General features: G+C 62.0%; 23 protein-coding genes and 2 pseudogenes. 15 read left to right on the top strand and 10 right to left on the bottom strand.

Annotated features, from left to right (window positions below; translation table 11 throughout):
* Window positions 1–32 precede the first annotated feature (32 nt).
* The 10 genes and pseudogenes from RPMA_RS07105 (at window position 33) to RPMA_RS07060 (ending at window position 11,450) form a co-directional block, all read left to right on the top strand.
* Window positions 33–797 carry a crotonase/enoyl-CoA hydratase family protein gene (locus tag RPMA_RS07105; protein WP_211912160.1) on the top strand — a complete coding sequence of 255 codons (765 nt, stop codon included), beginning with the start codon at window positions 33–35 and terminating at the stop codon, window positions 795–797.
* A 23-nt stretch (window positions 798–820) separates the two neighbouring features.
* On the top strand, window positions 821–2,482 hold the full coding sequence (locus RPMA_RS07100; RefSeq protein WP_211912159.1) for a bifunctional metallophosphatase/5'-nucleotidase: 1,662 nt from the start codon (window positions 821–823) through the stop codon (window positions 2,480–2,482).
* A gap of 84 nt (window positions 2,483–2,566) precedes the next feature.
* Window positions 2,567–3,510, top strand: a pseudogene (locus RPMA_RS07095) (histone deacetylase family protein).
* Between the two features lie 111 nt (window positions 3,511–3,621).
* Window positions 3,622–3,873 (top strand): exodeoxyribonuclease VII small subunit, encoded by a 252-nt coding sequence (locus RPMA_RS07090; RefSeq protein ID WP_211912158.1) that lies wholly within the window; start codon window positions 3,622–3,624, stop codon window positions 3,871–3,873.
* Window positions 3,874–4,007: 134 nt separating this feature from the next.
* Window positions 4,008–5,315 carry an alpha/beta hydrolase gene (locus RPMA_RS07085; RefSeq protein WP_211912157.1) on the top strand — a complete coding sequence of 436 codons (1,308 nt, stop codon included), beginning with the start codon at window positions 4,008–4,010 and terminating at the stop codon, window positions 5,313–5,315.
* A gap of 332 nt (window positions 5,316–5,647) precedes the next feature.
* Window positions 5,648–7,573 (top strand): 1-deoxy-D-xylulose-5-phosphate synthase, encoded by a 1,926-nt coding sequence (dxs, locus tag RPMA_RS07080; RefSeq protein WP_211912156.1) that lies wholly within the window; start codon window positions 5,648–5,650, stop codon window positions 7,571–7,573.
* Between the two features lie 139 nt (window positions 7,574–7,712).
* Entirely contained in the window at window positions 7,713–8,255 is a 543-nt protein-coding gene (locus tag RPMA_RS07075) for a nucleoside 2-deoxyribosyltransferase (RefSeq protein WP_211912155.1), read from the top strand.
* A 2-nt stretch (window positions 8,256–8,257) separates the two neighbouring features.
* Window positions 8,258–9,013 carry a TlyA family RNA methyltransferase gene (locus tag RPMA_RS07070; protein ID WP_211912154.1) on the top strand — a complete coding sequence of 252 codons (756 nt, stop codon included), beginning with the start codon at window positions 8,258–8,260 and terminating at the stop codon, window positions 9,011–9,013.
* Window positions 9,006–10,229 (top strand): class I SAM-dependent RNA methyltransferase, encoded by a 1,224-nt coding sequence (locus RPMA_RS07065; RefSeq protein WP_211912153.1) that lies wholly within the window; start codon window positions 9,006–9,008, stop codon window positions 10,227–10,229. The genes RPMA_RS07070 and RPMA_RS07065 overlap by 8 nt, the downstream gene beginning before the upstream one ends.
* A gap of 78 nt (window positions 10,230–10,307) precedes the next feature.
* Window positions 10,308–11,450, top strand: a complete 1,143-nt coding sequence (locus RPMA_RS07060) for an alpha/beta hydrolase (protein WP_305849012.1) — start codon at window positions 10,308–10,310, stop codon at window positions 11,448–11,450.
* A 54-nt stretch (window positions 11,451–11,504) separates the two neighbouring features.
* Here RPMA_RS07060 and RPMA_RS07055 read toward each other — a convergent pair whose 3' ends face one another.
* A complete protein-coding gene (locus tag RPMA_RS07055) occupies window positions 11,505–13,259 on the bottom strand; it encodes an acyl-CoA dehydrogenase family protein (protein WP_211912152.1) in 1,755 nt (584 codons plus the stop codon).
* A gap of 91 nt (window positions 13,260–13,350) precedes the next feature.
* On the opposite strand from RPMA_RS07055, the gene RPMA_RS07050 reads away from it, so the two are divergent.
* Window positions 13,351–14,052, top strand: a complete 702-nt coding sequence (locus RPMA_RS07050; protein WP_211912151.1) for an SDR family NAD(P)-dependent oxidoreductase — start codon at window positions 13,351–13,353, stop codon at window positions 14,050–14,052.
* Window positions 14,053–14,067: 15 nt separating this feature from the next.
* Here RPMA_RS07050 and RPMA_RS07045 read toward each other — a convergent pair whose 3' ends face one another.
* Together RPMA_RS07045 and RPMA_RS07040 are read right to left on the bottom strand one after the other, a co-directional pair.
* A complete protein-coding gene (locus RPMA_RS07045; RefSeq protein WP_211912150.1) occupies window positions 14,068–14,679 on the bottom strand; it encodes a GNAT family N-acetyltransferase in 612 nt (203 codons plus the stop codon).
* 26 nt (window positions 14,680–14,705) lie between these two features.
* Window positions 14,706–14,909 (bottom strand): DUF1127 domain-containing protein, encoded by a 204-nt coding sequence (locus RPMA_RS07040; RefSeq protein ID WP_211912149.1) that lies wholly within the window; start codon window positions 14,907–14,909, stop codon window positions 14,706–14,708.
* Window positions 14,910–15,034: 125 nt separating this feature from the next.
* Here RPMA_RS07040 and RPMA_RS07035 point away from each other — a divergent pair, with 125 nt between their 5' ends.
* The 4 genes from RPMA_RS07035 (at window position 15,035) to RPMA_RS07020 (ending at window position 18,882) form a co-directional block, all read left to right on the top strand.
* The gene (locus RPMA_RS07035) at window positions 15,035–15,934 is read left to right on the top strand and encodes a transcriptional regulator GcvA (protein WP_211912148.1); all 900 of its coding nucleotides are present in this window, start codon (window positions 15,035–15,037) and stop codon (window positions 15,932–15,934) included.
* A gap of 112 nt (window positions 15,935–16,046) precedes the next feature.
* Window positions 16,047–17,372 (top strand): MFS transporter, encoded by a 1,326-nt coding sequence (gene tcuC, locus RPMA_RS07030; RefSeq protein WP_211912147.1) that lies wholly within the window; start codon window positions 16,047–16,049, stop codon window positions 17,370–17,372.
* 80 nt (window positions 17,373–17,452) lie between these two features.
* Window positions 17,453–18,397 (top strand): MBL fold metallo-hydrolase, encoded by a 945-nt coding sequence (locus RPMA_RS07025; RefSeq protein ID WP_211912146.1) that lies wholly within the window; start codon window positions 17,453–17,455, stop codon window positions 18,395–18,397.
* Window positions 18,394–18,882 (top strand): CinA family protein, encoded by a 489-nt coding sequence (locus tag RPMA_RS07020; protein WP_211912145.1) that lies wholly within the window; start codon window positions 18,394–18,396, stop codon window positions 18,880–18,882. The genes RPMA_RS07025 and RPMA_RS07020 overlap by 4 nt, the downstream gene beginning before the upstream one ends.
* 97 nt (window positions 18,883–18,979) lie before the next feature.
* Here the strand turns inward: RPMA_RS07020 and RPMA_RS07015 are convergent, their stop codons facing one another.
* The 7 genes and pseudogenes from RPMA_RS07015 to RPMA_RS06990 form a co-directional block, all read right to left on the bottom strand.
* Window positions 18,980–19,951, bottom strand: a complete 972-nt coding sequence (locus tag RPMA_RS07015) for an ABC transporter ATP-binding protein (RefSeq protein ID WP_211912144.1) — start codon at window positions 19,949–19,951, stop codon at window positions 18,980–18,982.
* Window positions 19,948–21,363 (bottom strand): amidase, encoded by a 1,416-nt coding sequence (locus RPMA_RS07010; RefSeq protein ID WP_211913510.1) that lies wholly within the window; start codon window positions 21,361–21,363, stop codon window positions 19,948–19,950. The genes RPMA_RS07015 and RPMA_RS07010 overlap by 4 nt, the downstream gene beginning before the upstream one ends.
* Window positions 21,360–21,557, bottom strand: coding sequence for a hypothetical protein (locus RPMA_RS27970; protein ID WP_249225702.1), 198 nt, complete (start codon window positions 21,555–21,557; stop codon window positions 21,360–21,362). Before RPMA_RS27970 ends, RPMA_RS07010 begins: the two co-directional genes overlap by 4 nt.
* Before the next feature lie 16 nt (window positions 21,558–21,573).
* Window positions 21,574–22,569: pseudogene (locus RPMA_RS07005) on the bottom strand (ABC transporter ATP-binding protein); the annotation flags it as partial.
* Window positions 22,570–22,622: 53 nt separating this feature from the next.
* Complete coding sequence (locus RPMA_RS07000) at window positions 22,623–23,510, bottom strand: ABC transporter permease (protein WP_211912143.1); 888 nt, start codon at window positions 23,508–23,510, stop codon at window positions 22,623–22,625.
* Window positions 23,511–23,514: 4 nt separating this feature from the next.
* On the bottom strand, window positions 23,515–24,468 hold the full coding sequence (locus RPMA_RS06995; RefSeq protein ID WP_211912142.1) for an ABC transporter permease: 954 nt from the start codon (window positions 24,466–24,468) through the stop codon (window positions 23,515–23,517).
* 113 nt (window positions 24,469–24,581) lie between these two features.
* Entirely contained in the window at window positions 24,582–26,198 is a 1,617-nt protein-coding gene (locus RPMA_RS06990; RefSeq protein WP_408056541.1) for an ABC transporter substrate-binding protein, read from the bottom strand.
* Between the last annotated feature and the right edge of the window lie 53 nt (window positions 26,199–26,251).

Below are 26,251 nucleotides of genomic sequence, written 5' to 3'. Positions count from 1 at the left end.
TATCGCGCTGAATGGGCGAGCCGAGGGGCGACATGACCGAACACCTGATCGTAACCGACGAAGACGCAACCCGCGTCATCACGCTGCGGCGACCAGAAAAGAAGAACGCGCTCACCCAGGACATGTATCGCGCCATGTCGGATGCGATCGACACCGCGCAGAACAATCCGGACATCCGCTGCTTCATCATCACCGGTGGCTCCGGCGCCTTCACTGCCGGCAACGACCTGCAAGACTTCCTCAAGGACGGCACCGATACGCGGTCATCGGAATTCCGCTCATCCAATGCGATCAAGTTTCTTTATTCGCTCGCCCACAACACCAAGCCGATCATTGCGGCCGTCGATGGCATTGCCATCGGCATCGGCACGACGATGCTGTTTCACTGTGACTACGTGCTGGCCTCGACCACCGCGACATTCAAGACGCCGTTCATCCATCTCGGCCTGGTGCCGGAAGGCGCATCCAGCCTGCTGTTTCCGCGCACCATGGGCCATCAGCGCGCCTTCGCCACGCTGGTGATGGGCCGCACCATGCATGCGGACGACGCGCGCACGGCAGGCTTTGTCAATGAAGTGGTCGCCCCCGGCCATACCGAAGTGGAAGCCCGCAAGGTTGCGCGCGAGATTTGCGCGCTGCCCGCGGAAGCCGTCGCCATTTCGCGAAAACTGCTGAAATTGCCGCCGGAAGACCTCACCCGCCGCATCGACCAGGAAAGCCACCTGTTCGGCGAGCGCATGAAATCGCAGGAGGCGATTGCGGCATTCCAGGCCTTCTTCGCGCGTAAGAAGACGTAACACTTTTGCGCTAGACGGGCGCCATGACCAGAATTCTCGCGCCCGTCCTCGCCGCCTCGTTGCTTTGCGCCGCTGTTGCTCACGCCCAGACGGTGACCGATCCCGTCGATGTCACGCTGCTAGCCATCAACGACTTCCACGGCAATCTACGCCCCGCGCCAGGCGGCATCAGCATCGATGATCCCGCCGACAAGACAAAGAAAATCACGGTCCCGGCCGGCGGCGCCGAGCATATGGCGACACTGGTCAAGCAGTTACGCGCCGGCAAGGCCAACACGGCATTCGTGGCCGCCGGCGACCTGATCGGCGCCAGTCCGTTTCTGTCCGCCCTCTTCCACGACGAACCGACCATCGAGGCACTGTCGATGATGGGGCTGGATATCGCCTCCGTCGGCAATCACGAATTCGATGAAGGCCGCGACGAACTGCTGCGCATGCAGCATGGCGGATGTCATCCTGTCGATGGCTGCAAGGGTCCGCACCCGTTCATGGGCGCCACATTCCGCTATCTCGCCGCCAGCACGATCGATACGAAAACCGGCAAGCCGCTGCTACCGCCTTACGAGGTCCGAAACTTTGAAGGCATCCCTGTTGCCTTCATCGGGCTCACGCTGAAAGGCACGCCCAATCTCGTGGCGCCTCCCGGCATTGCCGGCCTCGAATTTCGTGACGAGGCGGAAACCGTCAATGCGCTTGTGCCGGAATTGAAGACGAAAGGCGTCGAGGCCATCGTTGTGCTGATTCACGAGGGCGGCTTTCCCACCGGCGGCTACAACGAATGTCCGGGCATTTCCGGTCCCATCGTCGATATCGTGGGGAAATTCGACAAAGCGGTGGACGTCGTTGTCAGCGGACACACGCACCGCGCCTATACGTGTGAGATCGACGGCCGCCTCGTCACCTCCGGCGACAAATACGGCACGCTCATCACCACCATCGATCTCAAGCTCGACCGCACGACGCGCGACATCACCAGCGCGAAGGCCAACAATGTCGTCGTGCACACCTCGATCCCCGCGGATCCCTCGCAGACGGCGCTGCTCGCCGCCTATGACGGGGTTGCGGCCCCCATCGCCGCGCGTCCTGCCGGCACGATCACCGAAACGCTATCGCGCATGCCGAACATGCAGACCGGCGAGACATCGCTCGGCGACGTCATTGCCGACGCACATCTTGCCGCGACGTCGGCGCAGGATCGCGGCGGCGCTGTGATCGCCATGACCAATCCCGGCGGCATCCGATCGGATATCATCCGCAAGACGGACGGCGCCGTATCCTACGGAGATGTCTTTGCCGCGCAGCCTTTCCGTAACCAGCTCGTCACGCTGACGCTGACTGGCGCGCAGATCAAGGCGATGCTGGAGCAGCAATGGCGGGACCCGAGACGCCCCCGCATCCTCCAGATATCAAACGGCTTCCGCTACACGTGGGACAATGCGGGCGGCGACGGCGCGCGCATTATTGCCGACAGCATGAAACTGAACGGCGTGACGATCGATCCGGCCGCGCCCTATCGGGTCACCGTGAACAATTTTCTCGCCGTCGGCGGTGACGGCTTCACTGTGCTGAAAGACGGCACCAATCCCATCATCGGCATCTATGATGTCGATGCGCTGAGCGCCTATCTGCGTAGCAACAGCCCGGTGGCACCGGGCCCGATGGACCGCATCTCGCGCGTGAACTAGGCAGGGACGCCACGAGCCCTATCGGAACCCGAAGCAACCCGCTAGGTTGTCGCACCATCTATCTGCCGCGTGGGATCATTTTGCATGACGACACTTCTTCTCTCGCATCAGGCCTCGCTCGACCACCTTACGCCGCCCGGCCATCCGGAGCGCCCCGACCGCATGCGTGCGGTGGCGCAGGCGCTCGGCGATCCCAGGTTTGATGCGCTGATCCGCGCCGATGCGCCGGAAGGCAGCCTCGATCACGTCAGCCTGTGCCATGACAATCACTATATCGACGAACTTCGCCACGTCGCGCCCAGCAGCGGCCTCGTCTATATCGATGGCGACACCTCGCTGTCGCCCGGCACCTGGGAAGCCGTGATGCGTGGCGTCGGCGGCGCCATCGCCGCCACCGATGCGGTGATGAAAGGCGAGCACGACAACGCGTTCGTCGCTACGCGGCCGCCCGGCCACCATGCCGAAAGCAACAAGGCGATGGGCTTCTGCTTCTTCGACCAGGCCGCTATTGCAGCGCGTTATGCGCAGCGCACCTACGGCATCGGCCGCGCCGCCGTGGTCGATTTCGACGTCCATCACGGCAACGGCACGCAGGAGATATTCTGGGCCGACAAGAGCGTGATGTATTGCTCGACGCATCAGATGCCGCTGTTTCCAGGCACCGGTGCCTCACAGGAGCGCGGCGATCACGACACCGTCGTCAACGCGCCGCTCCGCGATGGTGATGGCGGCGCCAAATTCCGCGCCGCCTTCGACAATCTCATCCTGCCGCAGCTACAGAAATTCGCTCCCGAATTGATCATCATTTCCGCCGGCTTCGACGCACATCGCCGCGATCCACTCGCCTCGCTCGAACTCGATGCGGCCGATTTCGGCTGGGTGACGCGAAAGCTGCTCGACCTCGCCGACCAGACCGCGGGGGCCGCGTTGTTTCAGTGCTCGAGGGCGGATATGATCTGCAGGGTTTGCAAGAATCGGTCGCCGCCCACGTGACCGAACTGATGGGCAAGCAAACACCAGGAATTTGATAGCAGGGATGACGCTGGGCTTGGTTCGCGTGCAGCGCAACCAGCCCGCCACATTGCGTCCGCAAACATGCCTATAGAATCCGGATGTCCCGAACGCACACGGAAGAGCGAATGGCCGACAACACCCACGCCGACGTCAAGAAGCTGACCTTCGAAACGGCGATCGAAGAACTCGAATCGATCGTGCGCCGCCTCGAAGAAGGCAAGGTGCCGCTCGAGGAGTCGGTTGCCATCTATGAGCGCGGCGAGGCCCTGAAACGCCGATGCGACGAGTTGCTGCGGCAGGCCGAAGCACGCGTCGATAAGATCACCACCGATGCGAACGGGCAGCCCGTCGGCACGGAGCCGCTCGACGTCCAGTAACGCCGAGCTATGAAGTCGAAGATATTGGTCCGCCCGCAGCGATATGCCTCGGCGGCATCAGGTAAGCCGCAACCGATTTAGCATTGGCACGACGCCCGGCCTGTTATAATCCGCTGTCAGTTCGAGGGACCAGCGTGCGCGTCGAGCACCGTCATGTTATCTATGTGCAGGGATACGACCCCAGGGGCCTGGCGCAATATTATCGTATGTTCCGGACCGAGCTGCGCAAGTTCGGACGACTATATGGCCTGACCACATCGGTCGGCCGCCCGAAAGGGCATTCGGACGGCGAATTCGCCCATGAGTCCGCCTCCTGGATCATCGAGACCTCGGGTGATGGCTGGCAGACCAAAACCGACTATGACTTCCTGCGATGGGAAGACCTGATCCAGCGCGATCTGGCGGCCCCCCTCTGGCAGACGCTTGCCCATGGCATGCTGATCTATTGGGGATTGGTGTTCTCCGGCACGATGGGTCGTTTCTGGAAGGCACATTGGCGTTTTGCCACCTTCATCAGCTGGCCGCATTTCGTGCTGCTCAACGAGGCCATCTGGTCGGCAGGCGCGGCATGGCTCGTCGCATGGGGGCTGCAAACGCTCGGCGTCCATGGCTTTTTGGTCGGCTGCGCCGCGGCAGCCGTTTTCGTCGCCGCGCTGGGCTCGCTCGTCAAATACACGGAAGAACAGAGCTATCTGCTCTATCTGATGGCCGACACCATTTTCACCTGGCAATTCTCCCATGGCGACAGGCCGGACTGGGACGCGCGGATCGACCGTTTCGCGCGACATCTCGTCACCGTGGCCAATACGACTGCGGCGCAGGAAATCGTGTTGGTCGGCCATAGCTCAGGCTCGTTCCTTGGCTCCGAGATCCTGGCGCGCGCTCTGAGGCTTGATCCGGAGCTCGGGCGCCATGGACCGCGCGTGGTCCTGTTGACGCTTGGCGGCAATATGCCGATCGTCGGCTTCCACAAGCGCGCAACGCAGTTTCGGGACAACCTGTGGCTGCTCGCTACCGAGCCTTCGATCGATTGGATCGATTGCCAGTCCCGCAAGGACGTAATGAATTTCTATCCGTTCGACCCGGTGGCCGGCCACGGGATCGATGCCGGAGCCAACCGAAGGAACCCGACCATCGTACCGGTCAGGTTCCGCGAAATCATCCGCCCCGAACACTACGGCAAGTTCCGCTGGAAGTTTTTCAGGGTTCATTTCCAGTTCGTCATGGCGAATGAGCGCCCTCATCCGTACGATTTTTTCATGATCGTCGCGGGGCCGGTTCCACTACGTGAACGAATTGCGCATCCGGCCACAACTCTGGCCTTGGTCGATGGCGACGCTGCAACCCGCGAAAACGCATGGATGAAGCTTGATTTAGGTCAAAAAAGCTCCATCTCCGGCCCATCGGACGCTTCTGGAACCTCCACCAGGCGTATCGGTTAGGCACAGCGCGCGGACAGGTTGCCCGTGAGCCTGGCAGGCGCCGGTTGGCTTTGGTCATCGCTTTGGTGTAAAGGGACAAGGTTGACCCGTGGGCAACCGAGCGGCAACGCCGGGCGTTAACGGTGATAAGCGCTTCAACCATCTGACGAAAATGTTCGGATGAAGAAGCTTTCAAGCATGCTAGATACCACGACGAAAAATCGAAGCCCATTATAAGGCCTCGAAACAAGCTTCCCGGTTCTGGGGGCTGCGGATAGTCCGAACCGTCAGACGCCTTCGCGCGACGAACTGGAGCTACCGCATTCCCGGACATGTCAAATTGGAATAGTGCCGTGACCAATTTTAGTAAGACCCCGCTTCTCGATACCATCCGCACGCCGGAAGATCTGCGCAAGCTGAAGGTCGAGAAGGTGCGTCAGGTCGCAGACGAGCTGCGTCAGGAGACCATCGATACGGTGTCCGTGACCGGTGGTCACTTCGGTGCCGGCCTCGGCGTGGTCGAACTAACGACTGCGCTTCACTACGTCTTCGATACGCCCCGTGACCGCATCATCTGGGACGTCGGCCATCAGGCCTATCCGCACAAGATCCTGACTGGTCGCCGCGACCGCATCCGCACCCTGCGCACCGCGGGTGGCCTCTCCGGCTTCACCAAGCGCAGCGAGAGCGAATACGATCCGTTCGGCGCCGCGCACTCGTCCACCTCGATCTCCGCCGGCCTCGGTATGGCCGTGGCGCGCGATCTGTCGGGCGGCAAGAACAATGTCATCGCCGTGATCGGCGACGGTTCGATGTCGGCAGGCATGGCCTATGAGGCCATGAACAATGCCGGCGCGATGAATTCCCGCCTGATCGTCATCCTCAACGACAACGACATGTCGATCGCGCCACCGGTCGGCGCCATGTCGGCCTATCTGTCGCGCATGTATTCGGGCAAGACCTATCGCGGCCTGCGCGATGCCGCCAAGCAGCTCGGCAAGCATCTGCCGAAGCTGATCGCCGATCGTGCCGAGCGCGTCGAAGAATATTCGCGCGGTTTCATGAACAATGGCGGCACGCTGTTCGAAGAACTCGGCTTCTATTATGTCGGCCCGATCGACGGTCATAACCTCGATCACCTGCTGCCCGTGCTGCAGAACGTGCGCGACATGGAAACCGGCCCGATCCTGGTTCACGTCGTGACCCAGAAGGGCAAGGGCTACGGTCCGGCCGAAGCTGCGGCTGACAAATATCATGCGGTCGTGAAATTCGACGTCGCCACCGGCACCCAGTCGAAATCCAAGCCGAACGCCCCGGCCTATCAGAACGTGTTCGGTCAGAGCCTCGTCAAGGAAGCCGAGAAGGACGACAAGATCGTCGCCATCACCGCGGCCATGCCGTCGGGCACCGGCGTGGATATCTTCAACAAGGCCTTCCCTGCCCGTACGTTCGATGTCGGCATTGCCGAGCAGCATGCGGTGACCTTTGCCGCCGGCCTCGCCACCGAAGGCTACAAACCTTTCTGCGCGATCTACTCGACCTTCCTGCAGCGCGGCTATGATCAGATCGTCCACGACGTGGCGATCCAGAACCTGCCCGTGCGCTTCGCCATCGACCGTGCCGGCCTTGTCGGCGCCGACGGCGCGACCCATGCCGGTTCGTTCGACAATGCCTATCTCGGCTGTCTGCCGAACATGGTCATCATGGCCGCGTCCGACGAAGCCGAACTGGTCCACATGGTCGCCACCCAGGTCGCCATCAACGACCAGCCGAGCGCGCTGCGCTATCCGCGCGGCGAAGGCCGTGGCGTCGAGATGCCGGAAGTCGGCATCCCGCTGGAAATCGGCAAGGGCCGCATCATCCGTCAGGGCAAGCAGATCGCGCTGTTCTCCTTCGGCACCCGTCTCGCCGAATGTGAGAAGGCCGCTGACGAGCTCGCAGCCCATGGCCTGTCGGCCACCATTGCCGATGCCCGCTTCATGAAGCCGCTCGATCTCGAACTGCTACTCAAGCTCGCGCGCGAGCATGAAATCCTCCTCACCATCGAGGAAGGCTCGATCGGCGGTTTCGGCTCGCATGTCATGCACACGCTGGCCGAGCACGGCATGCTCGACGGCGGCCTGCGCATGCGCTCGCTGGTGCTGCCCGATATATTCCAGGATCACGACTCGCCGGCTGCGATGTATGCTCAGGCCGGTCTGGACTCGAAGGGCATCGTCAAGAAGGTGTTCGAAACCCTCGGCAAGGACTTCAACGCCGAGACGGTCAAGCTTGCCTGATCTTCGCAGGGCACGATGGCGTGCCCGCGGCCTTAAATGATTGTAACGAGGCAATTCGGTATCAATATCCGGATTGCCTCGTTCTCGTCTGAATTGACGGGTCAAAGTCGGCCCGCTTCGCGATTACGACGGGGACTTCATGAATATCTATCTCGCTGGCCCCGACGTCTTCCTGCCCAACGCCGCCGAGATCGGCCGGCGCAAGGTCGCACTCTGCAAGCGCTACGGCGCCCACGGCTTCTTCCCGCTCGATAACGAGGTCGATCTGCAAGCGAGCGACGCGTCGCGGCAGATCTTTCATGGCAACGAAGCGATGATGAACCGCTGCGACATCGTCATCGCCAATCTCACGCCCTTCCGCGGCCCCAGCGCCGATGCCGGCACCGTGTTCGAGCTCGGCTTCATGGCTGGCCACGGCAAGCTCTGTTTCGGCTATAGCAACGATCCCGCGTCGTATGTCGATCGCACGCGTCGCCTGAGCGAGATCACCGACAGCAATGGCCATCTGACCGACAGAGACGGCCTCACCGTCGAGAATTTCGGCCTGACCGACAATCTCATGATGATTCACGCGCTCGACCTGTATGGCTCGCCGCTGATCGTTCCGCGCGAAGCACCCGCCGATCTGTGGCAGGACCTGACCAGCTTCGAAGCCTGCTTGAAACTCGCTGCATCCTACTGACCATGACGAAATCCCAGACTTCACCTGCGGCCGCGAAGAAGCGCGCCGATACGCTGCTCGTCGAGCGCGGCATCTTTGAGAGCCGCGCCCGCGCCCAGGCCGCCATCGAGGCTGGCCTCGTCATCGCCAATGGCAAGCAGGTCGCCAAGGTGTCCGAGCTGTTGCTGCCGGATGCCGCAATCGAAGCCGAACCTGCGCATCCCTGGGTCTCCCGCGGTGGCGTCAAACTGGCGGGCGCGCTCGAGCATTATCCGATCGAGATCGAGGATCACGTCTGTCTCGATGTCGGCGCCTCCACCGGCGGCTTCACCGAAGTGCTGCTCGCCAATGGCGCCAGCATGGTATTTGCCATCGATGTCGGCACCAGCCAGTTGCATCACTCGTTGCACGGCCATCCGAAAATCGTCTCGATGGAATCCACTGACATCCGCAACTTCGAGAACAAGCGCCTGCCCGCGCGGCCCGATGTGGTCGTCATCGATGTCAGCTTCATCTCCCTGAAAGCCGTGCTGCCCGTGGCACTATCGCTAGCTGCCGCACCGATGAGCTTGCTCGCGCTGATCAAGCCGCAATTCGAAGCCGATCGGAAACAGTCCAAGCGCGGCATCATCAAAAATGCCGACGTGCATCAGGCGATCTGCGACGACATCACATCATTCGCCAAAGAGCTGGGCTGCACCGATATTGAAGTCTTTCCGTCCTCCATCAAGGGCGGTGACGGCAATATTGAATTCTTCATGGGCGCACGCCGTGGCTGAGCGCATCACCATCGATCATGTCGGCCATCGCGGCGACGGCGTCAGCAGCGATCACCCGCCGGTCTATGTGCCTTTCGCGCTCCCCGGCGAGATCGTCGAGGCCGAGAGCCGCGAGGGCAAATGCCGCCTCGCAAAGATCGACCAGCCCAGTCCTGAGCGCATCGATCCCTTCTGCATCTATTTCACCCGCTGCGGCGGCTGCGCTATCCAGCATTGGCAGCCGACGCGCTATCAGGCGTGGAAGCGCCAGATCGTGATCGACACGCTGGCGCAGGCGAAGATCGATTGCACCGTCGCCCCCCTCGTCGATGCCCACGGCGCCGGCCGCCGCCGCGTGACACTGCATGCGCGCTACAAGGACGGCGAGACGCAAGTCGGCTTCGCAGAAGCTGCCAGCCACGCCATCGTGGCGATCGATAGCTGCCCGATCCTCGACCCCGCTTTATCCGGCGCGCTCAACGCCGCACGCGCGATTGCCGAACTGCTGAAGCCGATGGCCAAGCCGCTCGACGTCCAGGTCACCGCGGCCGACAACGGTCTCGACATCGATGTCCGTGGCAGCGGCCCCATCTCGACGGCGTTGATCTCAAAACTCTCCGCACTTTCGACCGAGCACAAGCTTGCCCGCCTGACGCGCCATGGCGAACTCGTGCTGATGCGCGCACCGCCGGTGGTTACCATGGGCACCGCCAGCGTCGCCTTGCCACCGGGCTCGTTCCTGCAGGCGACGGCCGCTGGCGAAGATGCCCTCGCCGCACTCGTCCTGCAGCACTGCAAGGGCGCCAAGACGATCCTCGACCTGTTCTGCGGCATCGGTCCCTTTGCGTTACGCCTTGCCGCCAAGGCCAAGGTGCATGCGTTCGACAGCGATGCGAAAGCCATCGCCTCGCTGCAGCAGGCCATCAAGGACACCAAGGGCCTCAAGCCCATCAAGGCCGAGGCGCGCGACCTGTTCCGCCGCCCGCTCGTCGCGCAAGAGCTGCGCGACATCGATGCCGTCGTGTTCGATCCGCCGCGTGCCGGCGCACAAGCCCAAGCCGAGCGGCTCATCGCCAGCAAAGTGCCGATGGTGATCGCCGTCTCCTGCAACGTGCAGACCTTCGCTCGCGATGCAAAGATCCTGATCGATGGCGGCTACAAGCTCCACGGCGTCACACCTGTCGATCAGTTCCGCCACACCCCGCATATCGAATTGGTGGCCCGCTTTACGAGATAGTTGTCTTTTCGCCCACACTGCGCTGGAGTGGCCGCGACGCTGCCACACGAGAGCAGCAGTGGAGGCAACGTGACCACTCTGGATCCCATCAACTCCAACATTCTGCCACCCGGCATTCGCTCGCGCTTCGTCGAGAATATCAACGGCCTGCGCATGCATGTGCTGGAAGCCGGCCATGAGCGCGCCGACCGTCCCTGCGTACTGCTGCTGCACGGCTTCCCCGAACTCGCTTACAGCTGGCGCAAAGTGATGCCGCAGCTGGCTGCCGCCGGCTATCACGTCATCGCGCCGGATCAGCGCGGCTATGGCCGCACCACCGGCTGGAGCGCCGATTACGATGGCGACCTGCGCCCGTTCAACCTGCTCAATCTGGTCCGGGATGCGCTCGGCCTCGTCTTCGCGCTCGGCCATCGCCATGTCGATGCGGTTGTCGGCCATGATTTCGGCAGCTCCGTCGCCGCTTGGTGCGCGCTGACGCGGCCGGATGTGTTTCGCTCCGTCGCCTTGATGAGCGCGCCGTTCTCCGGCCCGCCATCCATCCCCTTCGACACGGCCAACAAACCAGCGGCTCCGAAAGCCGACGATCTCGTCCATCGTGATCTCGCTGCCCTGCCGCGTCCGCGAAAACACTATCAATGGTACTACGCGACACGCGAAGCCAATGATCACATGCAGCATGCGGCGCAAGGCGTGCATGATTTCATGCGCGCCTATTATCATCACAAGAGCGCGGACTGGGCCGACAACAAGCCCTATCCTTTGCAAGGCTGGACCGCCCGTGAGCTCGCAAAACTGCCGACCTATTACGTGATGGACGCCGGCGAGACCATGGCCGAAGCCGTAGCGAAGGAGATGCCGTCGCCCGACGCCATCGCTGCCAATACATGGCTGCCCGACAGCGAACTCGCTTACTACAGCGCCGAATATGCCCGCACCGGCTTTCAGGGTGGCCTACAATGGTATCGCTGCAACACCACCGGCCTGTTCAACACCGACTACGAACTGTTCTCCGGCCGCACCATCGATGTGCCGTCCACCTTCATCTCCGGCCTGCAGGACTGGGGCATCTATCAACGCCCCGGCGCTATCGAGACGATGCAACACAAGGCCTGTACCGACATGCGCGCCGTACATCTGATCGACGGCGCAGGTCACTGGGTGCAGCAGGAACAGCCGACCGAAGTGAGCCGGCTGCTGCTCGATTTCCTGCATAAAAAGTAGCTGCCCCCAAGTCACTCAGCCGGTGTTGCGAGCGATCGAGGGCGGCAAGGACGACTAGGCCACGACCAGTCGTCCCGCTTCCTGCATGCTCACATCGCGCTCGCCGAGCAAATGCGCGACCATAGCTTTTTGCGTGTCGCTCTCGACCACCGCAAACGGATCCGGCGCCAGCAGGCGATGCTCGATGACCAGACGCGACATCAACAGCCGGCGTGCATCGCCGCGCCGTTCGTGAATGCGATGCGCTTCCCAGGCCATCGCGACGGCACTCGCCACATGATAAAGCGAGCTCGTTGCGCGACGCGCATCGCCCTCATTGTCCGTTCGTGCCGCGACCTCGCGCGCAAAACTGATGGCCCGATCGGATAGCGCGTGAAGCCGGTCGCGCCACGCCTGCGGCACGCTCGGGGACTCATTGATCCGCTGATGCAGATCGGCTGCCAGCGCCGCTTCCGCGCCATGTCGCCCCACTGCACGCATCAGCGCATCGAGCGCAACGATGTTTCCAGTGCCTTCCCAAATCGAACCGAGATGCGCATCGCGCAGCAGGCGTGCGGTGGCGAATTCCTCGATATAGCCGACGCCACCGCGCATCTCCATGGCATCGCCACAGACCTTGCGTGCATCGCGTGTCGCGCGGAATTTCAGCGTCGGCGTCAAGATGCGCAGAAGCGCCGCGGCATCCTGGCTGCCGCCTTCCGCACGATCGAGCGCATCCGCGGTGAGGAAGCTCATGGAGAGCCCCTGCTCTGTCGCCAGCAGGATCTTCATCAACTGCCGGCGTGCCAGCGGCATATCGATGATGCGCTGGCCGAACACCACGCGATTGCGCGCCACCGTGATGGCATCGTGCCAGGCGCGGCGCATCAGCGCCGTGGATTTCACGCCATTGGAGAGGCGCGATGAATTCACCATCTCCGCCATCTGCACGAAGCCGCGATCGAGCTTGCCGACCGCATAGGCGATCGCGCCGTCCAGCTTGATCTCACCCGATGCCATCGAGCGCGTGCCGAGCTTGTCCTTCAGACGCACGATTCGGTAGTGGTTCTGCGTGCCATCATCGAGAAAGCGCGGCATCAGGAACAGGCCGACGCCCTTGGTGCCGCCCACAGCACCTTCCGGCCGCGCCAGTAGCATGATCACCTTCGCATCGGCATTGGAGCAGAACCATTTTTCGCCATGGAGGCGCCAGTGATCGCCTTCCTGCACGGCGCGCGTGGTGAGCTTGCCGACATCGGAGCCGCCTTCCTTCTCTGTCATGAACTGGCCGCCCTGGGTCAGCTTGCTCATGTCGATCTGCGTCAACCCGTCCAGATACTTCGCCTGCAGCGCCTCGTCGCCGAAACGCGACAACAGCTTTGCGGCGCCGTCGGTGACATTGATCGGACAACCCATGCCGAATTCGGATTGGTTGAACAGGAAGGTGAAAGCGTGCTTCGCCGCGACCGGATAGGCCGATGGCCAGCCCATGATGCCTTTGCGATGCGACAGCGCGTGGATGCCGAACTGGCCGAAAGCGGCATTCTCCAGCTCACGATAGGCCGGGTGATATTCCACCCACTGCACATCCTGTCCGAACTTGTCGCGCTGATGCAGCACCGGCCCATGCCGATCCGCCATGCGTCCGGCTTCATCAAGGGGACCACCGACAAGCTCACCGAGCTTTTCGAGATGCGGCTCCATATGTTTGAAGAGATCGTCCGGGAGATGAATGCGCAGAAGATCACGCAGTGCCGGATCCGCATGATAGAAATTCATCCCGGACGTATCCGGCGCGATCAGATTTGCAATTTGCGCATGGGCGTTCATGGCGGCCTCTTGTGATGGGCGACGTGCGTTTCCATCTGCATCATGCACCCGCAACGCATGCGGATAAAGTGCCCAGCCGGAGGTTCGTCTCATGGATATCCCGCAATACGAAACAGCGCTGATCGTCGGCGCCGGCGAGGGCATCAGCGCGTCGCTCGCACGCCTGTTGTCGCAACAGGGTATTCGCGTGGCCCTTGCCGCCCGGAATACTGAGAAACTCGATGCGCTCTCGCGCGAAACCGGCGCGAAGACATTTGCCTGCGATGCCACGCAGGCAGACGATGTCGAAAGCCTGTTCAAGGACGTGGAAGCGCAGATCGGCAAGATCGACATCGTCGTTTACAATGCCAGCCAACGCGCCCGCGGCCCCTTCATCGAGCTTGCGCCGAATGATGTTGCGCAATCCATCGCTGTCAGCGCCTTCGGCGGTTTCCTCGTCGCGCAGCAGGCACTGCAACGCATGCTGCCGCACAAGCATGGCGCCATCCTGTTCACCGGCGCCTCTGCCAGCATCAAGGGCTTTGCCCAATCCGCGCCCTTCGCCATGGGCAAATTTGCATTACGCGGTCTCGCCCAATCCCTCGCCCGCGAATTCGCACCGCAGGGCATTCACATCGCGCATTTCGTGATCGATGGCGGCATTCGCAGTTCGGTGCGTGCGGAGCCGGCAGATAGACCGGACTCGTTGCTCGATCCCGATGCGATCGCCGCGAATTACTGGAACGTGCTGCAACAACCACGCAGCGCGTGGAGTTCGGAGCTGGAAATCCGGCCGTGGGTGGAGAAATTTTAGGTCGACGCTGTCGCGCTACAACACATGCGCGCTGGCGGTCATCGCCGCCAGTCGCCAGCTCACGCAGGGCATGTCCTGCGCAGCAAGTGTGATCGTCTTCTCGAAACGGATCTGCTTCCAGTCACCCGGCGTCGGCGTCAGGGTAAAGCCAGCCTTGCGCGCCAGCGCCAGCATCGCATCATTGGTGCGCAGCGTATCGCCAAGCAGGTGCCCGGCGCCGAGCGACGCAGCACGGCATTCGAGATTGTCGAGCAGCGCTGCGCCGATCCCCTGCCCCTGCATCGTATCATCGACGGACAGGCCAATCTCGAAACTGTCGTTCATGTCGTCGATCGCATAGCGCGCCTCGCCGATGATCACCTCAACGCCGTCGCGCTTGACCGTCGCAACCAGCGAAAAGCCATCGCTCTCGCCGGCATGAATGAAACGGTCGAGTTGGCCAGCCGGCAACTCGCTCGCAGCGCCCATCAGGCGATTGTAGCGCGACTGCGCTGACAATCCGCGAAAGTAGGATTGCAGCGCGTCGGCATCGGTAACGTCGGCGAAGCGCAGCGTGATCACCTCACCGTTGCGCGACAGAAGGGCGTCCGAGTAACGGCCGAGATCGTTGAGATCGATGTGTTTCATGACACCCTCCCGCGCAGATGATGGGCTCAGGCCCGCCAGAACGGCTTGTCGGCTTCCGCCAGCATTTCCGACCAGCTGAGGCCGAGATCGTGCAGGTCGCGTTCGGTCCATTCGGCCAGTTCGCGGCGCTGCTGATGTCGCTGCCACCACAGCCGAAAGGTATCGCCGACACCGGACAGGGCACTCGGCGCATGATGATTTGTCATCGATTCATGGGTGCAAATAGACATGTCGCTCTCCTGAAGCTAAATCTATGCCTGTTGATATCGTCCCGAACGACGTTTTCGACAAACGACATTGTGCATCGCAAAACATGAGGTAAACTCATGCATCGGACCGATCCGAGGAAGACGTCATGAGCCACCGGCTGCCATCCCTGAATGGTCTCCGCGCCTTCGAGGCCGCCGCGCGGCATCTCAGCTTCACCATCGCGGCCGATGAGCTGAACGTGACGCAGACGGCCATCAGCCATCAGATCAAGCGGCTGGAAGAAGAACTCGGGGTCAAACTCTTCATCCGGCAGAACCGCACATTGGCCCTTACCGAACACGGCCGCGATTACCTGCCGGGTATACGCGCGGCGTTTAACGACCTGCGACTCGCGACGGATCGCCTGCTGCATCGCGACCGCGATCATGTGCTGACGGTAAGCACGCTGGCGTCGCTTGCTTCAAAATGGCTGCTGCCGCGGCTATCCGCGTTCCAGCAAGCCCATCCGCATATCGATGTCCGGATCACGACATCAACGGCACTGGTCGATTTCAAGAGCGGCGATGTGGACGCCGCGATCCGCTACGGCCGTGGTCAATGGCCCGGCCTGCGCGCCGACTGGCTGACGGCGGATCATCTGTTTCCGGTGTGTAGTCCGAAATTGTTGATGGGTGATCGGCCTTTGCGCAAGCCGGAAGATCTCGCGCGCTACACGTTGCTGCACACCAATGCCAGCCACGACGACGACTGGCGCCTCTGGCTCACCGCCGCGGGACTGCCGACCAATATCTCGAAGCAGCCGGCACTTGGCTTCGACCTGATCTTCATGACCCTGCAAGCCGCCATCGACGGCCTCGGCGTCGCCGTCGGCCGCACCACCTATGTGGAGGGCGATCTCGCATCCGGGCGGCTGGTCGTGCCGTTCGACATCAAGCTGCCCGCCGATGCCGGCTTCTATCTGGTCTCGCCGGAAGCCAGCGCCGACTCTCCCAATCTGCGCGCGTTCCGGCAGTGGCTGCTGTCCCTGGTGCCACCCAAAACGTGATCCGTTTCGGCTTGGCCGCCCCCGACAGACTGTGGCAGATTGCCGCAGATCGGCAGCCAAAGGCTGCCCGGCCGCGCATCTCGCCGGTCGTTCGAGACCGGGAGAACGCCACATGGATGCCACCAGCACTGCTGCGCCGGAGACAGTCGCACCTCACCAGATCAAGTCGCGTCTGGCGGCAATCCTGCGAGCAACCAGCGGCAACTTCCTGGAGCAGTTCGACTTTTTCCTGTTCGGCTTTTACGCCTCGGCGATCGCCCGAGCCTTCTTCCCGTCCGAGAACGAGACTGCCGCACTCCTGAATACCTTCGGCGTGTTCTGGCTTGGCGCCCTGATGCGCCCGGTCGGCGCCATCGTGCTTGGCGCTTACATCGACCAGATCGGCCGCCGAAAGGGGCTGATCGTCACCCTCGCCATCATGGCTGCCGGCACGGTGACCATCGCGGTCTGCCCGACCTATGCGAGCATCGGCGTCGCGGCTCCGATCATCGTGCTGATCGGACGGCTGCTGCAGGGCTTCTCGGCCGGCGTCGAGCTGGGCGGCGTGTCGGTCTATCTGGCGGAGATTTCCACGCCCGGCAATCGCGGCTTCTACACCTCGTTCCAGTCATCGAGCCAACAAGTCGCAATCTTCGTCGCCGCAGTCATCGGCTTCGTTCTCAGCGAGCTGATGCCGAAAGACGTCGTCGATGCCTGGGGCTGGCGCATCCCGTTCTTCATCGGCTGCATCATCATTCCGTTCCTGTTCTTCCTGCGCCGCACGTTGGAGGAAACGCCCGCTTTTCTGGCGATGAAAAAGCATCCGACCGCCAGCGAAGTGTTCGCCTCAGCCGCCGCCAATTGGCGCATCGTGTTGCTCGGCATGATGCTGGCGACCATGACCACCGTGACGTTCTACTTCGTCACCGTCTACACGCCGACTTTCGGGAAGAATGTGCTGAAGCTCTCGACCCAGGATGCGCTGATCGTGACATGCCTCATCGCGATCACCAATTTCATCTGGAACCCCGTCGGGGGCGCACTGTCCGATCGCATCGGCCGCAAGCCGGTGCTGCTCACCATCACCTGCGTCGCTTTCCTCACGGCGTATCCGGCGCTGAGCTGGCTGGTGTCCGCCCCGAGCTTCGGCAAGATGCTGGCCGTCGAGATGCTGTTCTCGTTCTATTTCGGCGTCTATAGCGGCACCATGCTGGGCGCGCTGGTCGAGATCGTTCCTCCTCATGTGCGCACGACCTGCTTCTCGCTGGCCTTTGCGCTTGCAGCCGGCCTGCTTGGCACCTTCACGCCCTTCGCCTCGACCTGGTTGATCGAGCACACCGGCAATCGCGCCTCGCCGGGTTTCTGGCTCATGGCGGCTGCCGCCAGCGGCGCGATCGCTGCACTTGTGATTTATCGTAATCACGGGGAAGCAACGCTCAAAGAGCCGGCTGCCGCATGAGGCACAGTGTTGTGAACGCCAGGGGATTGACGGACACGCCGACATGCTAAGACGTTGGCGTCCCGACCCTGGAGTTCCTCATGCGCCCCTACGCTATTCTGCTCGCCACCTTCCTCGCTGCCAGCGGCCTGCCGGCATTCGCGCAGACACCAGCGCCTGCCACAGCGGTTGCACCGGACTTCTCCAAGGTCGAGATCAAGACCACCGATCTCGGTGACGGCGTCTATATGCTGGAAGGCATGGGCGGCAACATCACGCTGGCGACGGCGAAATCGGGCGCGATCCTGATCGACAGCCAATTCGCGCCGCTGCACGACAAGATCAAGGCGGCGATTGCAAAGGTCACGCCGCAACCGGTGAAATATCTGGTGAACACGCATTTCCACGGGGACCATACCGGAGGCAACGAAGCCTTTGCGAAAGACGGCGCGACCATCGTCGCAAATGTCAAACTGAAGACGAAGCTTCGTAAGGGCTCCATCAATTTCCTGACCGGCGGACAGAACCCGCCCGCCCCCAAAGCCGCGTGGCCAGCCACCACCTACACGAACCAGCTCAAACTCAGCCTTCGCGGCCGCATCGCCGAGCTTAGACACATCAAGAATGCGCATACCGACGGCGACACTTATGTTTACCTCAAAAGCGCGAATGTGATCGCGACCGGCGACACCTTCACCAATGGCCGCTATCCCAACATCGACGTGCTCAATGGCGGCAACATCAAGGGCATGATCGCCGCTGCCGATACCTATCTGAGACTCAGCAACGACAAGACCAAGATCGTCCCCGGCCACGGCCCTCTCGGCGACAAAGCGGCGCTCACTGCCTATCGGGACATGCTGATCACGGCGCGTGATCGCATCGCGAAGCTGGTCAAGGCCGGCAAGAGCGAAGATGAGGTGCAGGCTGCAAAGCCTTTCGCCGATCTCGATACGAAATGGGCACCGAACGAAACCGCCAGTAAGAACTTCGTTCGTGCAGTTTACGGCTCGCTGGCACCGAAAAAGGCGGGGTCCAAGTCATGAGAGATTTGCTCCCGCTGGCCGAGAAAGTCGCCTTTGAGCTAATCGCACGCAAGCAGACGATCGGCGTCGCCGAGTCATCAACCGGCGGCTTGATTTCGGCTGCGCTACTCGCCGTGCCCGGCGCTTCCGCCTATTTCATCGGCGGTGGCGTCATTTATACGCGCGATGCGCGGCGCGCGCTGATGGACATTCCCGACGATGCGTTCCGGGTTCCGGGCATGCGTTCGTCGTCCGAACCTTATGCGCAGCTGCTGGCGAACCAGATCCGCGAGAAGCTGGGATGCGATTGGGGACTGTCGGAGACCGGCGCTAGCGGACCATCAGGCAACCGCTATGGCGATGCCGCAGGGCACAGCTGCATTGCTGTGGCCGGGCCTGCAAACGAAGTGATGACACTGGAGACGGGAAGCAGCGACCGGCAAGAGAACATGCAGGTATTCGCGCAGACAGCGCTGACGTTCCTGCTGAAGAATTTAAAGAGTTAGTCTATCCCGTCATGCCCGGCGAATGCCGGGTATCCACGTCTTAGCCGCTAGCGAAGACGTGGATGGCCGGGACAAGCCCGGCCATGACGGAGTGCGACTAAGCCGCCACCGTCTCCGCGCGAATACAGCGCACGACACGATCACCCACGAGCTCGACATTCGGTGGCAGAGCTTCCGTGCAGCGATCCTGCGCAAATTTGCAGCGTGGCGCGAATGAGCAGCTCGCTGGCTTTGTATCCAGCGAAGGTGGCGTACCGGGGATCGTTTCGAGGCGTTCGCCGCGCTTGGCGCCGTGGACCGTCGAAGACAGCAAGCCCTTTGGATAAGGATGCACCGCCGAGCGCACGATCTGGCTCGTGGTGCCCTGCTCCACGATCTGGCCGGCATACATCACGGCAACGCGGTCGCAGATTTCGATGGCGACGCCGATGTCGTGGGTGACGAAGATGATCGACATACCGAATTCGCGCTGCAGCTCGCGCAACAGCAGCAGGATCTGAATTTGCACGGTGGCATCGAGCGCCGTAGTCGGTTCGTCCGCCAGCAAAATCTTGGGCTTGCATGCGAGCGCGAGGGCAATCATGGCCCGTTGGCGCATGCCGCCTGACATCTCGTGCGGATAGGCATCGAGACGGCGCTTGGCGGATGGAATGCGTACGACTTCGAGCATTTCGAGCGCACGCTTCATCCCGTCAGCGTGGCTCTTGCCTTCATGACGCATCACGCTTTCGGCGATCTGCTGACCGATGGTGTAGACGGGATCGAGCGCCAGTGCGGGCTCCTGAAAAATCATCGACACGCTCTGGCCGCGAAACTTAGACAGTTCGTCATCATCCAGCGCCAGGACGTCCTTGCCGAGCACATTGATGCTGCCGGTGATGTCAGTGCGCTTCTTCGGCAGCAGACGCATCAGCGCGCGCAAGGTCACGCTCTTGCCGGAGCCGGACTCGCCGAGCAGGCCGAGCACCTCCCCCTCCTTCACCGACATGCTGAGATCATTCACCGCATAGACGGTGCGCTCGCCTCGGAAGGTGACGTTGAGATTGCGGACGTCGATCAGATTGGTCATGGCAATTCCGGGCATTTCATATGGTGATCGGTTGCGCGCTGAAACGTTCCACCGATGGTCAGCAACGTCGCTTCGTCGAACGGCTTGCCGATCAGTTGCATGCCGACCGGCAACTTCGTCTTGGTGAAGCCGGCCGGGATCGAGAGAGCAGGCAAACCGAGATAATTGATCGGGCGGGTAAATCGCGTGACGCGCTGGATGAGCGCTTCGGCGCCCAGACTATTGCCGACATCGGTCTCAGCGATGGTCGGAGCCGCCATGGGGGCAACCGGTGCCAGCAGGGCATCGACGCCTGCAACGGCAGCAAGATGCGCAGCAAGCGCAGGACCGCGCCAGCGCATCGCTTCGAGATAGGCAACACCGGCAATCGCAAGGCCGTTCTGTAGCCGCATCAAAACCTGCGCGCCGTAATCCTGCGGGCGCTCGATCATCCAGCGCTTGTGCATGGCGGCGGCTTCAGTCGCGAGCACGAATTGGCAGGCCGCGGTGAGCTGCCCCTGATTGGGCAGATCGACTTCGACGACCTTGATGCCCTCGTCCTTCAACGCTGTGATCGTGGCTTGCAGGATCTCTGCCGTATCGGCATCGAGATCGTCCACATAGAACGCCTTGGGAATGCCGATGGTCATGCCCTTGGCCGACGCCTTTGTCGCAGCCGTGTAATCCGGGACATCGCGGATGCTGGTGGTTGGATCGAGAGGATCAGCACCGGCCATCAGCTTCGTCAAAAGCGCGCAATCCTCGACCGTGCGCGCAAGCGGGCCAACCGTATCAAGCGACTGCGACAGCGGCATCGCACCGGCACGGCTGACGAGACCGACTGTCGTCTTCAGGCCCGATACACCGCAAAAATGTGCGGGCATGCGGATCGAGCCGCCCGTGTCCGAGCCGAGCGCCGCAAAGGTAAGGCGGGCGCCGACCGCAGAGCCGGAGCCCGAGGACGAGCCACCCGTGACGTGATCGACATTCCACGGATTACGCACGGCGCCGTAATGGACGTTATGGCCGAGCGGGCCATATGCAAACTCCACCATCTGCAGCGAACCGAGACGCACCGTGCCGGCGTCTTTCAGGCGCTGCAGTGATGTCGCGGTCGTCTTCGCGACCCAATCCTTGCGGATCAGCGAGCCGCAGGTAACGATATGCCCCTCGTCGTAATACATGTCCTTATGCGCGAGCGGCACGCCATGCAGCGCGCCGCGGCTCTCGCTTTTTGCCAGCGCGGCGTCGGCGGCGTCCGCAGCCTTCAGCGCACTATCGGCTTCGATGGACATGTAGGCATTGAGATGCGGCTGCCATTTCGCCACACGATCGAGGCAGGACTGCGTGGCTTCGCGCGACGAGATTTTCTTGTCGGCGATGGCGCTGGCGACTTCGGTGAGCGACAGCAGTGCGGGTTCGGTGACACTCACTTGCCCACCTTTCCGTTTTGCACGGCGAGGAAGGTGGCGGGTTCGAGGTCGATGAGCAGCGTGCCGGCAATGGCCGCAAAACCTTCGAAGGCCGGACCGACCGAATTGGCGATGCGCTCCGCCACCTCGTCCGTCACCGGCAAGCCGGAGACCTCCGACATTCCCTTGATCTGCTTTGGCGTCGGGCGCGTCATGTGGAAGCTCCTGCAACGGGGCCTTGCTGTGGCCGGAGCCGGGGATCGCCATGAAGCAAGCCGCCTGATGGCCTGATGCGGTGATCTCGGTGAGAACAGGCTTGCTTTCCCCGCACATGGCTTCCGCAAAAGCGCAACGCGTGTGAAAGCGGCAGCCCGACGGCGGATCGATGGGATTCGGCGGATCGCCGGTGATCGGCGGCGTCTGCGTGCGATTGTCGGGATCGGTGGACGGCATTGCGGCCAGCAATGCCCGCGTATAGGGATGCGCCGGTGCATCCCAGACATCATCGACGGGACCAAGCTCGACGACTTCGCCGAGATACATCACCAGCACGCGATCGGAGATGTAACGAACGACGTTCAGATCGTGGCTGATGAACAGATAGGTCAGGCCGAATTCGCGCTTGAGATCGACCAGCAAGTTCAGCACTTGCGCTTCGACCGATTTATCGAGTGCAGACACCGCCTCGTCCAGGATGACGAGGCGCGGCGACAGCGCCAGTGCACGGGCAATGTTGACGCGCTGGCGCTGGCCACCGGACACTTCATGAGGATAGCGATTGGCGAAAGTTTCCGGCCGCAGGCCGACCTTCCCCAGCAGGTCACGCGCAAGCGCCCGCGCGACCTTGTCGGCCATGCCATGGACCTTGGGACCAAACGCGATCGACTCCTCAATGGTCAGGCGCGGATTCAGTGACGCGTAGCTGTCCTGAAACACCATCTGCATGCCACGACGGAGTTCGCGCAGCGTCAGTTCGCGACCGACCATGCGGCCGTCGAAAATGATGTCGCCCGAATTGCGCTCCATCAGATGCATCAGGAGACGCGCCGTGGTGGATTTTCCGCAACCGGATTCGCCGACGATTCCGACAGTCTCGCCCTTACCAATGGCGAAACTGACATCGTCCACGGCGCGCACGGTCTTGCTCGGGGCAAACAATCCGCCGCGCACGGGGAAATGTTTGGTCAGCCCCTGCACATGGAGCAGAGGCTGCGCCTCGCCCCCCATGTCTTCGAGGGGTCAAGCATCTTGTCGGTGATTTCGAGTGTGTCAGTCATGCATCAATTCCGGATATCCATGGCGCTGCGCATGCCGTCGCTCAGCAGGTTGAAGCAGATCGACACCGCAAAGATCATCACGCCGGGCAGTGCAGCCACCCACGGATTGACGTAGATCGCGGTGCGCAGCGTGTTCAGCATGAGGCCCCATTCCGGCTCCGGCGGTTTGGTGCCGAGACCGAGAAAAGAGAGACCGGCAGCGAGGATCATCGACACCGAGATCAGGCCGGTCGCATAAACGAAGATCGAGCCCAGGACGTTGCCGAGCATGTGTACCCGCATGATCGTGAATGTATCGGCGCCCGAGGCGCGCGCGGCTTCCACATAGTCCATGTTGCGGACACCTGTGGTCACGCTCTCGGCGACGCGCGTGATCTGCGGCACGAAGACGATGGTGAGCGAGACGATGGAATTGACGATGCCGGCGCCGAGCGCACCGGAGATGGCGATCGCCAACAGCACCGAGGGGAACGCATAGAACACGTCCACCGTGCGCATGATGGCGGTGTTGAGCTTGCCGCCGACATAACCGGCGACGAGGCCGAGCGACGTGCCGATGATGAAAGCCAGGATCACCGGCAGGATGCCGATCAGCAGCGACAGCCGGCCGCCGTAGATCAGGCGGGCCAGCATGTCGCGACCGAGTTCATCGGTGCCGAGCGGATAGTTCGGCGTGCCGATGGCGCGCAGGCGGCGGATCATCGAGCCCTGATAGGGATCAGCGAGACCAAGATAAGGCGCAAAGATCGCTGCGAGCAGGATCAGCAACAGGATCGCCGCACAGGCCATGGAGACCTTGTCGCGGCGGATACGGCGGCCAACCGTTGCCCAGTAGCCGCGCGCTTTGGTGACGGGTGCTGCCTGCAATGCATTGTCGGTGAGAACGGTCATGGCGTCAGGCCCGCTTGATGCGCGGATCGATGAACGCCTGCGCGATATCGACCAGAAGATTGAGGAAGACGAAGAACAGCGCCAGCACCAGAATCGTCCCTTGCAACAGCGGCAAGTCGCGCTGGAAGATCGCGGAGTTCAGCAACAGGCCGGAGCCGGGCCATGAGAACACGGTCTCGATCAGGATGGAGCCGCCCAGCATATAGCCGAGCTGCAGACCCATCACTGCGAGTGCCGTGGGTGCCGCATTCTTGATGACATGCGTGAACACCTTGAACTCCTGCAGGCCTTTGGCACGGAGCGCCTCGACGAAATCCTGCGAGAGAATGTCGCCGGTGAGCGCACGCACGGTGCGGGTCACGATGCCCATCGGGATCACCGATGTCGTGACCGCCGGGAGGATCAGATACTTCATGTGCTCCCAGTCCCACGCCCAGGCACCGGAACCGCCCGGCCCTGCGCCCACTGCGGGCAGCCAGTTGAGCTGGACCGAGAAAATGATGACCAGCACCATGCCGAGCCAGTAATGCGGCACGGAGACGCCGGCGATGGCGATGGAGGTTGCAACCTTGTCGACCCAGGTGTCGCGGAAATAGCCGGCGATCAGGCCGAAGAAGAGACCGAGCGTGAAACCGATGGCCGCGGCGAACACCGCGAGCATCACCGTGTTTCGTACGGCGTTCATGACTTCGGAGAGTACCGGGCGTCCGGTTGCGATGGAGGCGCCGAGATCACCATGCAGCGCGCGCCATATCCAGAGACCGAATTGCACCGGCAGCGGCTTGTCAAAGCCGTAGGCCACGCGAAGCTGCTGCGCGAGCTCCTGCGATGCGTCTGCAGGGAGAACAGCGACCAGCGGATCGCCCGGCGTGATGTGCACGAGCAGGAAACACACCAGCGCGACGCTGAGAATGATGGGGATCGCGTAAACGACGCGGCGCGCGACATAGGCAAACACGGGGCACCTTTGGGTTCTTGAATTCCGACCTCTCGGTCGTCATGACCGGGGCTGCCCCCGACATAACTGAGGAGAAACCGGCTCCGCATTGCGGAGCCGGTGCTTGCGACGCCTTACGGCGTCATCGTCATGGTCGAGAAATCGACGAACCAGCTCTTCGGCTGCACGAAGTTCTTGATCTTCGGGCTGAGCGCGCGCGGGCCGACGTCGTGGGCGACGTAGAGGAATGCCGCGTCATCCACCGAGGCTGCGTGCAATTCGGCCAGAGCCTTGTCGCGTTCAGCAGCATCAAACGTGGTACGGGCCTTCTTCACCAACTCGTCGAATTTCGGATTGTTGATAAAACCCCAATTGTTCGACACCGGCGGCGCCATGCCGGACTGTAGGAAGCGCACCAGCGCGAAGAACGGATCCATCGCCGCGAAGGTGACGTTTGTGGCGTTGGAGTTGTTCGCCGTTGGGTCCTTGGCGCCACGACGCCAGTTGGTGAACAGCGTATTCCACTCGATGACATCGAGCTGCACGTCGAAATAGCATTCCGCCAGTGCCTGCTGCATATACTCGTTCATCGGCAGCGGTTGCATCTGGCCCGAGCCCGAAGCGGAGGTCTGCGTCTTGACCTTGAGCTTCTTGTTCGGACCGTAACCGGCTTCCGCCATCAGCTTCTGTGCTTCCTTAAGATCGTATTTGATCTTGAAGGTCGGGTTGCCGTGCCAGGGGTGGCCGGGCTCGAATGTGCCGGTGGCCGGCACCATCAGGCCGGCCAGCAGGCCGTCGCGCAGGCCTTCGCGATCGATGCACAGATTGGCGGCCTTGCGGACGCGCAGGTCGTTCCAGGGCGAACCTTCGATGCGCGAGAACTGCCACGGCCATACATGCGGCTGTTCGTTCTTCTCGATCTTGAAGCCGCGTGCGGTAATTTCCTTCACCGCATCCGGCGCCGGCGCTTCGGCCCAGTCGATCTGACCCGAGAGCAAAGCCGCGGTGCGCGCATTGGCTTCAGGCATCGGCAGCAGCACCATGCCATCGACCTTCGGAACGCGATCCTTGTTCCAATAGGCCGTGTTCTTCACCAGTTCGAGCCGCTCGCGCGGCGTGAACTTTGCCATCTTCCACGGGCCGGTGCCCGATGCATCCTTGGAGAATGCATCCCATGCCGCGGCAGCCTTCGCCTTGGCATCAGCGCCCTGCGCTTTGTCGTAGAAGGACTGCCATTTGGCCGGGCTGGCCATAAAGAGGTTGGTCAGATTGATCGGCAGAAACGAGTCCGGCTCTTTCGTGGTCAGTTCGACGGTCATGTCGTCGATTTTTCTGGCCGACACCAGGGTCGGCATGCGCGATGCGGTAACACCAACCTGGCTCGCATCGAAATGCGGCGCGTCCTGCTTCAGAACTTTCTCGACATTCCACACGACTGCATCGGCATTGAAGTCGCTACCATCGTGGAATTTGACGCCGGGACGCAGCTTGAAGGTCCACTTGGTCTTATCACTATCGTTAACTGCCCATTCTGTAGCCAATCCGGGGATCACAACGCTCGGCTTCGTGGCAGATGAGAGATCCCAGAGCGTGAGCCCCTCATACATTGTATTGCCGGTGAAGCGATTGCCTTCAAAACCCTGATCGGGCTGACCCAGCGTGCGCGGAATATCCGCGGCGGTCATGCCGATCTTGATCGTCTGGGCTTGCGCGAATTGCGGCAGTGTTAGCGCCGTCGCGACGGTGAGCATCGCGAGAGCGATTTTGAAACGGCCTTTGATTGGCTTCTCGATACGCATTCTAA

It is taken from the genome of Tardiphaga alba, assembly GCF_018279705.1.
Taxonomy (GTDB): Bacteria; Pseudomonadota; Alphaproteobacteria; order Rhizobiales; family Xanthobacteraceae; genus Tardiphaga; species Tardiphaga alba.
This window is presented reverse-complemented; position numbering and strand designations above follow the sequence as displayed.